The organism is Stenotrophomonas sp. S39 (assembly GCF_016624665.1).
GTDB lineage: Bacteria > Pseudomonadota > Gammaproteobacteria > Xanthomonadales > Xanthomonadaceae > Stenotrophomonas.
Genome location: NZ_JACVTT010000055.1, coordinates 1 through 12,348, shown reverse-complemented (window position 1 = coordinate 12,348; position 12,348 = coordinate 1). Strand labels below are relative to the sequence as shown.

Annotated in this window: 15 protein-coding genes and 1 tRNA gene; 14 read left to right on the top strand and 2 right to left on the bottom strand. The window is 66.1% G+C overall.

Features of this window, described 5'->3' with window-relative positions:
- Positions 1-6: 6 nt before the first annotated feature.
- The 10 genes from tolQ (at position 7) to IAE41_RS14345 (ending at position 7,916) form a co-directional block, all read left to right on the top strand.
- Complete coding sequence (tolQ, locus tag IAE41_RS14390; protein ID WP_079222896.1) at positions 7-786, top strand: protein TolQ; 780 nt, start codon at positions 7-9, stop codon at positions 784-786.
- 24 nt (positions 787-810) lie between these two features.
- Positions 811-1,239 (top strand): protein TolR, encoded by a 429-nt coding sequence (tolR, locus tag IAE41_RS14385; RefSeq protein ID WP_079222895.1) that lies wholly within the window; start codon positions 811-813, stop codon positions 1,237-1,239.
- Entirely contained in the window at positions 1,229-2,290 is a 1,062-nt protein-coding gene (tolA, locus tag IAE41_RS14380; RefSeq protein ID WP_108760527.1) for a cell envelope integrity protein TolA, read from the top strand. Before tolR ends, tolA begins: the two co-directional genes overlap by 11 nt.
- 180 nt (positions 2,291-2,470) lie before the next feature.
- The gene (gene tolB, locus IAE41_RS14375; protein ID WP_079222893.1) at positions 2,471-3,790 is read left to right on the top strand and encodes a Tol-Pal system beta propeller repeat protein TolB; all 1,320 of its coding nucleotides are present in this window, start codon (positions 2,471-2,473) and stop codon (positions 3,788-3,790) included.
- Positions 3,791-3,853: 63 nt separating this feature from the next.
- Positions 3,854-4,372 (top strand): peptidoglycan-associated lipoprotein Pal, encoded by a 519-nt coding sequence (gene pal / locus IAE41_RS14370; RefSeq protein WP_079222892.1) that lies wholly within the window; start codon positions 3,854-3,856, stop codon positions 4,370-4,372.
- Positions 4,373-4,375: 3 nt separating this feature from the next.
- Entirely contained in the window at positions 4,376-5,194 is an 819-nt protein-coding gene (gene ybgF, locus IAE41_RS14365) for a tol-pal system protein YbgF (protein ID WP_079222891.1), read from the top strand.
- A gap of 110 nt (positions 5,195-5,304) precedes the next feature.
- Positions 5,305-6,006, top strand: coding sequence for a 7-carboxy-7-deazaguanine synthase QueE (queE, locus tag IAE41_RS14360; protein WP_200733578.1), 702 nt, complete (start codon positions 5,305-5,307; stop codon positions 6,004-6,006).
- Between the two features lie 78 nt (positions 6,007-6,084).
- Positions 6,085-6,750: a 7-cyano-7-deazaguanine synthase QueC gene (queC, locus tag IAE41_RS14355; protein ID WP_200733577.1), complete on the top strand. Its 666-nt coding sequence runs from the start codon at positions 6,085-6,087 to the stop codon at positions 6,748-6,750.
- Between the two features lie 237 nt (positions 6,751-6,987).
- Positions 6,988-7,063, top strand: a tRNA-Lys gene (locus tag IAE41_RS14350).
- A gap of 367 nt (positions 7,064-7,430) precedes the next feature.
- Complete coding sequence (locus tag IAE41_RS14345; RefSeq protein WP_200733576.1) at positions 7,431-7,916, top strand: surface-adhesin E family protein; 486 nt, start codon at positions 7,431-7,433, stop codon at positions 7,914-7,916.
- Positions 7,917-8,031: 115 nt separating this feature from the next.
- Here IAE41_RS14345 and IAE41_RS14340 read toward each other — a convergent pair whose 3' ends face one another.
- Together IAE41_RS14340 and IAE41_RS14335 are read right to left on the bottom strand one after the other, a co-directional pair.
- Positions 8,032-8,349: a hypothetical protein gene (locus tag IAE41_RS14340; RefSeq protein ID WP_200733575.1), complete on the bottom strand. Its 318-nt coding sequence runs from the start codon at positions 8,347-8,349 to the stop codon at positions 8,032-8,034.
- A gap of 78 nt (positions 8,350-8,427) precedes the next feature.
- On the bottom strand, positions 8,428-8,796 hold the full coding sequence (locus IAE41_RS14335; protein WP_200733574.1) for a hypothetical protein: 369 nt from the start codon (positions 8,794-8,796) through the stop codon (positions 8,428-8,430).
- Positions 8,797-9,634: 838 nt separating this feature from the next.
- Here IAE41_RS14335 and IAE41_RS14330 point away from each other — a divergent pair.
- The 4 genes from IAE41_RS14330 to IAE41_RS14315 are packed head-to-tail and all read left to right on the top strand — an operon-like array spanning position 9,635 to position 12,261.
- Entirely contained in the window at positions 9,635-10,486 is an 852-nt protein-coding gene (locus tag IAE41_RS14330; protein ID WP_200733573.1) for an alpha/beta hydrolase-fold protein, read from the top strand.
- Positions 10,487-10,515: 29 nt separating this feature from the next.
- Positions 10,516-11,463, top strand: coding sequence for an alpha/beta hydrolase-fold protein (locus IAE41_RS14325; protein WP_200733572.1), 948 nt, complete (start codon positions 10,516-10,518; stop codon positions 11,461-11,463).
- A gap of 19 nt (positions 11,464-11,482) precedes the next feature.
- Positions 11,483-11,911 carry an SMI1/KNR4 family protein gene (locus IAE41_RS14320; protein WP_200733571.1) on the top strand — a complete coding sequence of 143 codons (429 nt, stop codon included), beginning with the start codon at positions 11,483-11,485 and terminating at the stop codon, positions 11,909-11,911.
- Positions 11,908-12,261, top strand: a complete 354-nt coding sequence (locus IAE41_RS14315; RefSeq protein WP_200733570.1) for a DUF2750 domain-containing protein — start codon at positions 11,908-11,910, stop codon at positions 12,259-12,261. The genes IAE41_RS14320 and IAE41_RS14315 overlap by 4 nt, the downstream gene beginning before the upstream one ends.
- Positions 12,262-12,348 lie beyond the last annotated feature (87 nt).

The window sequence follows — 12,348 nt, the reverse complement described above, 5'->3', positions numbered from 1 at the left end:
CAACGGATGATCGCAACGCTCCTGGCCCTGCAGGCCACGGTCACCGAGGCACTGCCGGCCGATGTCAGCAATGCCGCGACCCAGACCCTTGCCCAGGCCACCACCGGCGGCGGCATCAACTACCTCGAACTGATGGCCAAGGCCAGCCTGCCGGTGAAGATCATCGTGCTGCTGCTGCTGGTCGGCTCGTTCGTCAGCTGGGTGATCATTTTCCGCAAGGCCCGCGTCTTCAAGCAGGCCACCCGCGAAGCCGACGAGTTCGAGAACCGCTTCTGGTCCGGCGCCGACCTGGGCAAGCTGTACAGCTCGGCCACCGACCGCAGCCGCAATGTCGGCGGTCTGGAAGCCATCTTCGAAGCCGGCTTCCGCGAATACAGCCGCCTGCGCGACAAGCGCCGCCTGGATGGCCGCGCGCAGCTGGAAGGTGCCCAGCGCGCCATGCGCACCACCTATACCCGTGAAGTGGACCAGCTCGAGCGCAACCTTGAACTGCTGGCCAACATCGGCTCCACCGCCCCGTACGTGGGCCTGGTCGGCACCGTGTTCGGCATCATGGTCACCATGCACGACATGATCAGCAGCGGCGCTCAGGCCGGTATCGCCGCCGTCGCGCCGGGCATTTCCGAAGCGCTGTTCGCTACCGCCATCGGCCTGTTCGTGGCCATCCCGGCGGTGTGGGCCTACAACCGCTTCACCACCCGCGTGGAGCGCATGTCGGTGCGGTTCGAGACCTTCGCCGAAGAGTTCAGCTCGATCCTGCAGCGCCAGAGCGCTGGCGACGAGTAAGCGACTGACCCGGGAGTCCAAGCCATGTCCGCTGCCATCGGTCGCCGCAAGCGCCGCAAGCTGAAATCGGAAATCAACGTCGTTCCCTACATCGACGTCATGCTGGTGCTGTTGATCATCTTCATGGTCACCGCGCCGCTGCTTACCCTGAGCTTCGATGTCGACCTGCCGCAGTCCAACGCCAAGGCGCTGGAAAGCAAGCAGGACCCGGTGATCGTCTCGGTGCGCGAGGACGGCCAGCTGAGCCTGAAGCTGCCCGACGCCAAGGAGCCGGTCGCGGTCAGCGCCGAGGAACTGGAAGGCCGCCTGGCCGGCATCGCCGCACAGGACAAGGGCGTGCGCGTGATCGTCGCCGCCGACCGTGCCGTGGCCTATGAAAAGGTCATCGCGGCGATGGATGTCATCAAGCGCGCCAAAGTCGACAAGGTAGGCCTGGCCACCGATGCACGCTGACACCCTGCCACCGCCGCACAAGCAGGAACCGGGCTGGGGCCTGCCCCTGGGCCTGGCCGTGCTGGTGCACCTGCTGGTCGCGCTGGTCTTCATCGTGGCCTGGCTGTGGTCGCCGGAACGCAACACCGAAGCCGCCGCCGGCGATCCGTCGGTCGAGGCCAGCCTGGCGCTGTCCTCCGCCGAGGCCGCCGCCGCGCGCCAGGCCCTGCGCCAGTCGGAAAAGCTGGAAGACCTGCCGCAGCCGGTGCCCGAGCCGGTACCGGTCGCCGTGCCCGAAGACACCATCCCGCCGCCGCAGCCGATCGAGGCGCCGCGCCCGCAGGATGCGCCCACGCCGCAGCAGCAACAGGCGCAGGAGCGCGTGGCCCAGCCGGACACCAAGGACCAGGATGCCGCCAACGCCCTGGCCATCTCGCAGGAGAAGGCCAAGCAGGAGCAGGAAGCCAAGCGCCGCCAGGAACAGATCGACCTGACCGAACGCAAGCGCCAGGAAGAAGCCGAGCAGAAGGCACGCCTGGCCAAGCAGCAGGAAGAAGACGCCAAGAAGAAGATCGCCGACCAGCAGAAGGTGGCGGCCGACAAGGCCGAGGCCGAGCGGCAGAAGAAGATCGCCGACATCCGCGCCAAGCGCGAGCAGGCCGAGAAGGAAGCCAAGCTGGCCGAACAGAAGCTGCGCCAGGTGGCTGCGGCCCGCAACGCCGCAGGCGCGGCCCCGGCCGGCAGCACCAGTGCCGCGCAGCCGGCTGCCGGTGGTGGCGGCACCAGTGACGATCTTTCGGCCAAGTACGCTGCCGCCATCCAGGCGAAGGTGCTGGCATCGTGGAGCCGTCCGGACAGCGTGCCGCTGGGCCAGAAGTGCCAGATCACCATCAACCAGCTGCCCGGTGGCACGGTGCGCAGCGCGACGGTCAGCGGTAGCTGCCCCTACGACGAGGCTGGCAAGCGCTCGATCGAAGCGGCCGTGCTGAACGCCCAGCCGTTGCCGTACCGGGGGTTCGAGTCGGTCTTCGCCCGCACCATCAACTTCACCTTTACCGCCCAGGATCGCTGAGGCCGGTATCCGGGTGGCCCCGGTGGGGCTGCCCGGCTGACGTTCGCCATGAAGTTAACGGGGCGTGAGAGACGGGGCGCGTACTGACCCGGAATTCACGTACCCTTGGTTCATGATTGCGAAGCGGTTCACCCCCGTTTTGTTATCCATCTGTCCGGTTTCCCCTTTATTGAGCGCTCCATGAAGAAGATGCCTCGCTGGCTTGCCGTGTTTGCGGCCCTCTTGCTGCCTTTCGCTGCCTTCGCGCAGCAGAAGGGGCTGGATATCGACATCATCGGCGGCAATGCCTCCGCACTGCCGATCACCGTCGTGCCCATGCCCTACCAGGGTTCGGCCGGCGCCCCGCAGACCGATGTGGCCGGCGTCGTCCGCGCCGACCTGGAGCGTTCGGGCCAGTTCCGCACGCTGCCCGAAGCACAGATCGTGGAAAAGCCGACCCGTGGCGGCGAGATCCAGTTCCCGACCTGGCGCGCGCTGAAGCAGAACTACATCGTGGTCGGCCGTGTGATGGACGCCGGTGCCGGCGCCTACCGCGTCGAATACGAACTGTTCGACGTGCCCAAGGGCGAGCGCCTGCTGGGCCTGGCCATGACCGCCCGCGGCAACGCCATGCGTGACGTCGCCCACCAGATGGCCGACGCCATCTACGAGAAGATCACCGGCGTGCGCGGTGCCTTCTGGACCCGCATCGCCTACGTCACCGCCAGCGGCAAGGGCGATGCCATGCGCTATGCGCTGATGGTCGCCGACTCGGATGGCTACAACCCGCAGACCATCGTCCGCTCGGCCGAGCCGCTGCTGTCGCCGTCGTGGAGCCCGGATGGCGGCAAGCTCGCCTATGTCAGCTTCGAGCGTGGCAACTCGGCCATCTACATCCAGAACATCTCCACCGGCGCCCGTGAGCTGGTCACCAGCTTCCGCGGCATCAACAGCGCCCCGGCCTTCTCGCCGGATGGCCGCAAGCTGGCCCTGACCCTCTCGCGTTCGGGCAATCCGGAAATCTACGTGATGGACCTGGGCAGCAAGCAGCTGACCCAGCTGACCAACCACTTCGCCATCGATACCGAGCCGACCTGGGCCCCGGACGGCAGTGCGGTGTACTTCACCTCCGACCGCGGCGGCCGTCCGCAGGTCTACAAGGTGGGCGCCGGCGGCGGCAGTGCCGAGCGCGTGACCTTCCAGGGCAACTACAACGCCAAGCCCTCGGTGTCCTACGACGGCAAGAAGATCGCCGTGGCACAGGGCTCGGGCAACAGCTACAAGATCGCGGTGATGGACAGCTCGCTGGGCTCCGCGCGCTGGAACACGCTGTCGGTGGGCTCGCTGGACGAGTCGCCGAGTTTCGCCCCGAACGCGAGCATGGTGCTGTACGCCGCGCGCGAAGGTGGCCGTGGCGTGCTGTATGCCGTCTCGGCGGATGGGCGTGTCCGCCAGCGCCTGGTGCTGGCCGATGGTGATGTGCGCGAACCGGCATGGTCGCCATACCGTACCCAGCGCTAAAAGAGTGTTAATATTTTCGCTGTATTGACCCCTCATCGGCCTAGGAGCCACAAAGGTATTGCCATGAACAAGTCCACCCGCGTTCTGCTTGTTTCCCTGCTGTCTGTGGCCGTCCTGGCCGGTTGCTCGAAGAAGGTGAAGGAAGAGCCGGCAGCCCCGGTTGACACCGGCACCTCGACCACCGCCCCGACCGGTCCGTCCACCTCCGGCCTGTACGGCCCGGGCGACCTGGACACCGACGCCTGCCTGCGTCAGCGCGTTGTCTACTTCGATCTGGACAAGGAAGACGTGAAGCCGGAATTCCAGGCGATCATGGCTTGCCATGCCAAGTACCTGCGTGACCGTCCGTCCTCGCGCATCACCCTGCAGGGCCACACCGACGAGCGCGGTTCGCGCGCGTACAACCAGGCCCTGGGCGAGCGTCGTGGCAACGGCGTCAACTCGGCCCTGCAGGCCAACGGTGGCTCGGCTTCGCAGCTGACCGTCGTGTCCTACGGTGAAGAGCGTCCGGTCTGCACCGAGTCGAACGAGTCCTGCTGGTCGCAGAACCGTCGCGTCGAAATCGTCTACACCGCGCAGTAATCCATGCGCATTGGCATCAAACTGATGCTGGTCGTTGCGGCAGCCCTCGTGGCTGCCGCACCGGCGCACGCACAGCGGCAGAGCCTGGCCGACCGTGTCGGTTCCCTCGAGCAGCAGATGTACAACAACAGTGCCAACCAGGACCTGTTGAACCAGATCAACCAGCTGCGCCAGCAGGTCACCAGCCTGCAGTCGACCCTCGAGCAGATCCAGCACGAAAACGCCCAGCTCAAGCAGTCCTCCCAGGACCAGTACCTGGATCTGGACGGCCGCCTGAACCGGTTGGAAGGGGGCAATGCAGCGCCCGCCCTGCCGCCCGTTCCGGCAACCCCGTCGAAGGCCCCCGCGGCCCCGGCGCAGCCCACTGCAGCGGCCACTTCCGAGCGGCCGCCTTCGGTGCACGGCGACCCGGGCAGCCTGGCGGCCACCGGTGACGAACGCACCTCGTACAACGTCGCCTTCGATGCGCTGAAGGCCGGCAAGTACGATGATTCGGCGCAGCTGTTCCTGAGCTTCCTGGAGCTGTACCCGAACGGCGTCTACACCCCCAACGCGCTGTACTGGCTGGGTGAGAGCTACTACGCCACCCGCAATTTCCCGATGGCCGAGACCCAGTTCCGCGAACTGCTCTCGCGTTATCCCACCCACGACAAGGCCCCCGGCGGCCTGCTCAAGGTTGGCCTCTCGCTGTATGGCGAAGGCAAGGTCGACCAGGCCCAGCAGACCCTGGAAACCGTCGTGGCGCAGTACCCGGGCTCGGACGCCGCGCGCACCGCGCAGGACCGCCTGCAGTCCATCCGCCTGGGCCGGCAGATCCGCTGAGCCGCTGACCGGGCGTACAATGGGTGCCCTGTAGAGCCGAGCCCATGCTCGGCTGCTTTCGTTTCCGGCGACGACAAATCGGTCGCCCGTCCCCTGAAGAATTGTTTGCCATGACCGCCGTTACCCCGTCCAACGCCGTCGCTACCCCCAGCGAGATCGTGCAGTCGCCGCTGCCCCGGCTGAAGATCACCGAGATCTTCACCTCGCTGCAGGGCGAAGCCGACACCGCCGGCTGGCCGACCGTGTTCGTGCGCCTGACCGGCTGCCCGCTGCGCTGCAACTACTGCGACACGGCCTACGCCTTCCACGGCGGCACCTGGTGGGATATCGACGACATCGTGGCCGAGGTGCTGGCCCAGGGCGTGCGCCATGTCTGCGTGACCGGCGGCGAGCCGCTGGCGCAGAAGCGCTGCCTGGTGCTGCTGCAGAAGCTGTGCGATGCCGGCATGGACGTCTCGCTGGAAACCTCCGGCGCGCTGGACGTCAGCGCGGTCGACCCGCGCGTGTCGCGCGTGGTCGACATCAAGACCCCGGGGTCGGCCGAAGCCGCGCGCAACCGCCTGGAAAACCTGCCGCTGCTGACCGCCCGCGACCAGATCAAGTTCGTCATCTGCAGCCGCGTGGATTACGACTGGGCCAAGGGCATGCTGGCCGAGCACGACCTGGTGAAGCGCTGCACCGTGTTCTTCTCGCCCAGCAAGGGCGAGATCACCGCGCGCCAGTTGGCTGACTGGATCGTCGAAGACCGGCTGCCGGTGCGCTTCCAGATGCAGCTGCACAAGATTCTGTGGAACGACGAGCCGGGCCGATGAGCCTGGGCGTGGTGCCCTGATGTAGTTCCGGCGCGGGACAGCGTGCTGGCTTTCCCCTCCCAACCGGATGTTTTACCCATGAAGAAGGCAGTCGTGCTTCTCTCCGGCGGCATGGATTCAGCCGCCGTCATCGCCATGGCCCAGGAACAGGGCTTTGCCGTGCATGCCCTGAGCGTGCGCTATGGCCAGCGGCACACCTCCGAGCTGGACGCCGCCGTGCGCGTGGCCAAGGCCCAGGGCGTCATCGCCCACAAGACCGTGGACGTAGACCTGCGCAGCATCGGCGGCTCGGCCCTGACCGATGACATCGACGTGCCCGAAGCGGGCGGCGAGGGCATCCCGGTCACCTACGTGCCGGCGCGCAACACCATCATGCTGTCGCTGGCCCTGGGCTGGGCCGAAGTGCTGGGTGCCAACGACATCTTCTGCGGCGTCAACGCCGTGGACTATTCGGGCTACCCGGATTGCCGCCCCGAGTTCATCGCCGCCTTCCAGGCGCTGGCCAACCTGGCCACCAAGTCGGGTGTGGAAGGGGCGGGCATCACCGTGCACGCACCGCTGCAGTTCCTCAGCAAGGCGCAGATCGTCACTGAAGGCGTGCGCCTGGGCGTGGATTTCGGCCTGACCGTGTCCTGCTACAACGCCGACGCCAATGGCGCCGCCTGCGGCCACTGCGATGCCTGCCGCCTGCGCGCGCAGGGCTTCGCCGATGCCGGCGTAGCCGACCCGACGCTGTACGCCTGACGGCCCCTCGGTGGGTGCGAACCGTTGGTTCGCACACCCTCCGCCGGGCATGGCCCGGCGCTACCGCTGTGCTGTGGTGGGTGCGAACCGTTGGTTCGCACGCCCTCCGCCGGGCATGGCCCGGCGCTACCGGTGTGCTGTGGTGGGTGCGAACCGTTGGTTCGCACGCTTTTGCCTTCCCACCCAGCCATCAAAGTAGGTTAAAATGCCGACCCCGCCGAAAGGCAGGGCATGCACGGGCCGTTAGCTCAGTCGGTAGAGCAGAAGACTTTTAATCTTTTGGTCGATGGTTCGAATCCATCACGGCCCACCAATGCATGCAAAGAGAAGACGCCCCTGAGGCGTCTTTTTTTTTGCTCCGCAAACGCCCTTCTGGGGCGCCCGGCTGTTCATGCCACACGCTCAGTGTTGGGCTTGGCCAAGGTGCCGACCAGGCAGGCGCGATCGAGCACGGAGAGAGCCTGGTGAGGGTGTCGGTTGGTCGCGCTCTGACTCATATCCGTCGAACGGCGCAAAGAAGCGTAGCCCGGATCTCATGCGGGTGCTGACCAGCTTCTGCGCAGATTGATCAAGTCGCGCCGCGAACTCGAAAGGTAGGCTATTCAGGCAAGAGTGGAAATTGCGGCCCGCTCGAACGGCATACTTGCGCCCCCCATGTCGTAGCAAGGAGCAGTAATTACATGACGTTTGTTGAATTGAAGCGCGTTGGCGCCATGCTTGTTGCCACGGTGGCCCTGGGCACTACGTCGGTCCAGGCAGCCGAAAAATCGGGCGCAACGCAGGGGAATGCGGCGACGCCGGCATCAGCAAGAGCAGACGGGGTCAATCCTCCAGAACGCTGGTACTACCTGGGCAGCAGTGCGTCATCCAAGACCTATATCGACAGGCAGCAGAAGCTGCGGCGTGAGGGTGACACCGTCACGCTGTCGATCCGCCAGGTCCTTGATACCGTACCCGACGATCTCAAGGTTCACCCGCGGACCCGATACATGGATGTCCGATCACGCTATGACTGCAAGAAGCACACCGTGGCCCATCTCTCCAGTCTGGAACTCAGCGCAGACAACGAGTATCTCGGGGGCGAACCCAGGCCGCTCGATCCTGTGCCGGTGCATGCGGGCACACTGAATGCCGCGGTGATGGACGTCGCCTGCTCGGCGGGTTGAGCCCGCGCCAGGCTTCAGCGTTGCGCGGCAATCCGCTGCGCAACACCGCTTGATGATGTGGTCCGCGCGTCAGCGCGGACCCATCCGGCCTGATCGGCCACCGATGCAACGTGGCCTACTTCGGGTCGGCCCCCTTGGTTTGCGCCGCACTGCGATCTGCCGCCGCCTGCGCGGCAGCAGCAGCCGCATTGGCAGACCGCGCCGCCGCAGCATGATCCGCATCGAACTGTGCCTGTCGCTGGACACTGTGTCGGCGCTCAAGCTCAATCGCGTCGGCGTAACTGTCGGGGTACTTCGCGGCACACGCATGCTGCACCAGCAGTACGGCACGGTCACTCAGGCCGGGCTGGATGTTGGCCAGCACGCAATCGGCGTACGGTGAGGATGCGGCCGGGCCCGCGGCCAGTGCGGCGATGATCAGTGCATTCAACATGCAAACCTCCTTGTAGTTGACGACTTGACTGTAAATCGGTCCGGCCCACGCTGGGGCCGGCGTGCGATGGCGATGCAGCTACTGCGGCCGGACATCCCGGCACACCAGTTCGGCCAGGCCGCGGCAGGCCAGCAACATGCCGTCCACCACGCCCTCATCCAGGTGCCGATCAGGCGTTGCCAGCACGCGGCAACGTTCGGCGGCGTGCAGCATTTCCGCCACGGTGAGCATGCCGACGGCGGCGCGCTCGACACGCGCGAGGTCCTGCGCGCGGCCGGGCAGCAGCTTGGGTTCCGGCCAGCACAGGCCGTCGGCGGCGTCTCCATCGCGGATGCGTTTGAGACATCCCAAGAAAGTGCTCAGATCGGGCGCGGGGTTGCCGTCGTTGGCGGCCTGGTTGACGACGGTGTGGATGGATCGGGACGCTTGGGGCGGACGCGGGTTCATCTCGTTTTCCTCGGCACTAGGGCGGAAACGCCACCGCGCGGATGCGGGTGGCGGACGGTACGTGGCTGCAAGCCCGGAAGACATCAAGCAATTAACCGGCGGGTCCGAAGACCCCCACGCACCGCCCGCCATAGAGGCCGACGGATCACCCGCCGGCACGGTCCGGAGACAGTGCCGACGGGTGAGCGCAAACAACATGCTTGATGTCTCCCCGGGCTTGCAGGCCCGGTGCCACCCGTTGTCGGTGGCACAGCATGTTGGTTACGCCCGCGCCTGGATTTCAATCGGAGTTTTCTGAAACTCCGCCGAGTGCAGGCGCTTACAACTATTGTCGCAGGCGCGTTTGGCGCAGCAAACGACAGGACGCGACGCATCTACTGGAACGCGTGGCGGATCGCGCTGAGAAATGGCGTAAATCGCAGTGTGCGGGCCATTCGGTGTGAAGCTGCTCGTGTATGGCTGGCTTCAATATTTCTTTCGAAGGCGGTCGGGCGAGCGCGTCTGGCGGCTGATTTTCAGTGCAGATGCGACAGGGGTGGGGCGACTGTTGCTGCGCCAACGGCAGCCGAGCGTGGGCTCGGCTCTACCGGGGGATGTCGCGTGGTGGGGCATCCACGCATGGCGTGGATCTACTTGCGTCGGTTGAGGACAATCGCTGCGATCACGCCGACTATGCCGAGCGGGATCAGGATGACCGCCAGAAGGATGAGCCAATGCCAGATGCTGAATCCACCCATGTTCCAACTCCTTGTAGGAAACGATGCAGGGTAGCATCGCGCAGCGCCATCGCCGCCAAGAGCGCGTTATGCTCGGCATCTTTCCCAGGACGGGTTGCTTCATGCGCTTGATCGTGCTGTCGCTGTTGTTGTCCGCCGTCGCTGCGACGCCGCTGTGGGCTGCCGAACCGGCACCGGCTGCACAGGCAGCGCCGGCCACGCCGCTGGTGATCGGTGAAGCCTTCACCCTCGAATCGAAGGCGCTGGGTGAAACCCGCCGCATCAACGTGTACCGTCCGCAGCCCTGGGGCCTGGACCCGAAGACACCGCTGCCGGTGCTGTACATGTCTGACGGTGGCATCGGTGAGGACTTCCTGCACGTGGCCGGCCTGGTGCAGTTGCTGAGCGGCAACGACAGCATGCGCCCGTTCCTGCTGGTGGGCATCGAGAACACCGAGCGCCGCCGCGACATGACCGGCCCCAGCAGCGACCCGGAAGACAGGAAGATCGCACCGCGCATTGGCGGCTCGGCGGCCTACCGCACCTTCCTGCGTGACGAACTGATGCCGCAGGTGCGCCAGCGTTACCCGACCACCGACGAGCGCGCGCTGATCGGCGAGTCGCTGGCCGGCCTGTTCGTGGTGGAAACGCTGCTGCAGGAGCCGACCCTCTTCAACAGCTACATCGCGCTGGACCCCAGCCTGTGGTGGAACAAGGGCGCGCTGCTGGCCTCGGCGCCGAAGCTGCTGCCGGCGGTGGCCAAGGCCACGCCGCGCGTGTTCCTGGCCAGCAGCGGGCAGCCGGAGCTGGCGCAGACTGCGCAGCAACTAAGCACGCTGCTGCACGGCGCCTCGCCCTCCCTGCAGGTCGACTATCAGCCGTTCCCGCAGGAAACCCACGGCACGATCTACCACCCGGCGGCGCTGCAGGCGCTGCGCACGCTGTTCCCGGCGCACCCGCCGGCGCAGCCTTGATCGCGCCGATGGCCACAGGAGAAACGCGGATGAAGCACGGACGTGGATGGAGTGCGGTGATGTGCCTGGCACTGGCCGGGTGCGCGATGTCGGTGTCACCGCCGGCAGGGCAGGACACAGCGAAGCAGGACCCGGCAACAGAAGCAGCCGCCACACCTGGCGTGGTGCTGCCCGATACCGAAGCGCTGCGCGTGCACGACCCGGTCGGCCGCGACTACCCGATCTGGGTTGCCCTGCCGGCCGACTACGCCGCACACCCTGAAAAGCGCTACCCGGTGCTGTACGTGACCGATGCGCTGTACAGCTTTCCGCTGGTGCGCAGCGTGCGCAACCTGGTGGGGCAGCAGGGCGTGAACATCGAGAACTTCATCCTGGTCGGGCTGCCGCCGCAGGAAGGCCTGACCTCCAAGCAGAGCCGTTCGCGTGATTACACGCCCAGCGATCCGGTGCGGAAGGCTGACGGTTACTACAGTGATGACGTCACCTACGGCGGTGCCGAGCATTACCGCGACTTCCTGGCCGCAGAGGTGCTGCCGATGATCGATACGCGCTACCGCACCGATCCGGCGCGACGCGCGTTTGCCGGCCATTCCTATGGCGCGCTGTTTGGCGCTTATGTGCTCACCACCCAGCCGGACCTGTTCAGCACCTACATCCTGTCCAGTCCTTCGCTGTGGTTCGACGAACTGCTGCTGCCGCGCATGCAGGACAGTGCCGTCATCCCGGCACAGCCGACCCGCGTGCTGTTGTCGGTGGGCAGCTACGAAACCGTCAAGCCGGGGCCGCGCTATTCAACCGGCAACGACATGCTGCGGCAGGCCGCGGACTTCACTGCGCAGCTGCAGCGCAGTGGCCGCAAGCTGCAGGTGGACAACGTGGTGATCGAGGGCGAGGACCATCTGACGGTGTACCCGCGGGTGATCACCCGCGCGCTGCTGGAGGTGATGCCGGGTGAGGGGCCGTACACCGGTGGCTGAGGATCATGGGTGCGAGCCAATGCCGCCCGAACTGGTTGCCAGGGTGGAAGCTCTGCTGGCCGAGCATCCCAGCCTGCGCGGGCAACCGGCAACGGACGCCGAGATCGAAGCGGCCCAGCAGATACTCGGTACCGTGTTTGCGCCGCAGTACGTGGCCTTCATCAAGCACTTCGGCGGTTCGTTCGGCGGCGTGGATATTCACGCGTTCGCGAACGGTTCGTTGATCGGGCGTGAGACCGTGACCGAGCTGACCCTGGGGTTCCGTGAGCGTTACGGCGGCGACGTGTCGGATCACCTGCGCACTGCGCTGGCTGTTTCCGATGACGGTGCCGGTAATCCTGTTCTGATATCTGCCCGAGGTGAAATCATGCTTTACCTGCACGATGAGGGGGAGGTGGAGATGCTCTTCCCCTCGCTGTACGACATGATGAACGCGTGGCTGCCATGAGCCTGCATCTGACGGCTGACATGGAACTGCTGAAACAGCGCTTCATCCGCCGCGTGCGCGAGCATGGCGAGGTGTGGGGCCTGCGCAGCGAGGCGCGCGGCTGGGCGTACTGCCCCTCCAATGACGGCGACGAGGACGTGCTGGTGTTCTGGTCCGACCGTGCATATGCCGCACGGCATGCGGTGGACGAGTGGGCGGATTACGTGCCTACCGTCATTGCGCTGGAGGCCTTCATGCAGCGCTGGCTGCCGGGCATGCAGCGCGACGGTGCCTTGGCCGGTGTCAATTTCAATGCTGATCTGGCGGGCCTGGAACTCCGCCCCGAGGTCCTGCTGGAAGCGCTGCGGTAGATCCACGCCACGCGTGGATCAATGGGCCTTACGCCGCCTGCGCGTCCGGGCTGGTCGACGGTCATCCACGCATGGCGTGGATCTACT

Coding starts and splice junctions, on each gene's coding strand:
- tolB (WP_079222893.1), top strand. CDS start 2,471: ATGAAGAAGATGCCTCGCTGGCTTGCCGTGTTTGCGGCCCTCTTGCTG.
- IAE41_RS14330 (WP_200733573.1), top strand. CDS start 9,635: ATGCGCTTGATCGTGCTGTCGCTGTTGTTGTCCGCCGTCGCTGCGACG.
- IAE41_RS14345 (WP_200733576.1), top strand. CDS start 7,431: ATGACGTTTGTTGAATTGAAGCGCGTTGGCGCCATGCTTGTTGCCACG.
- queC (WP_200733577.1), top strand. CDS start 6,085: ATGAAGAAGGCAGTCGTGCTTCTCTCCGGCGGCATGGATTCAGCCGCC.
- pal (WP_079222892.1), top strand. CDS start 3,854: ATGAACAAGTCCACCCGCGTTCTGCTTGTTTCCCTGCTGTCTGTGGCC.
- tolQ (WP_079222896.1), top strand. CDS start 7: ATGATCGCAACGCTCCTGGCCCTGCAGGCCACGGTCACCGAGGCACTG.
- IAE41_RS14320 (WP_200733571.1), top strand. CDS start 11,483: ATGCCGCCCGAACTGGTTGCCAGGGTGGAAGCTCTGCTGGCCGAGCAT.
- IAE41_RS14335 (WP_200733574.1), bottom strand. CDS start 8,796: ATGAACCCGCGTCCGCCCCAAGCGTCCCGATCCATCCACACCGTCGTC.
- tolA (WP_108760527.1), top strand. CDS start 1,229: ATGCACGCTGACACCCTGCCACCGCCGCACAAGCAGGAACCGGGCTGG.
- queE (WP_200733578.1), top strand. CDS start 5,305: ATGACCGCCGTTACCCCGTCCAACGCCGTCGCTACCCCCAGCGAGATC.
- ybgF (WP_079222891.1), top strand. CDS start 4,376: ATGCGCATTGGCATCAAACTGATGCTGGTCGTTGCGGCAGCCCTCGTG.
- IAE41_RS14340 (WP_200733575.1), bottom strand. CDS start 8,349: ATGTTGAATGCACTGATCATCGCCGCACTGGCCGCGGGCCCGGCCGCA.
- tolR (WP_079222895.1), top strand. CDS start 811: ATGTCCGCTGCCATCGGTCGCCGCAAGCGCCGCAAGCTGAAATCGGAA.
- IAE41_RS14315 (WP_200733570.1), top strand. CDS start 11,908: ATGAGCCTGCATCTGACGGCTGACATGGAACTGCTGAAACAGCGCTTC.
- IAE41_RS14325 (WP_200733572.1), top strand. CDS start 10,516: ATGAAGCACGGACGTGGATGGAGTGCGGTGATGTGCCTGGCACTGGCC.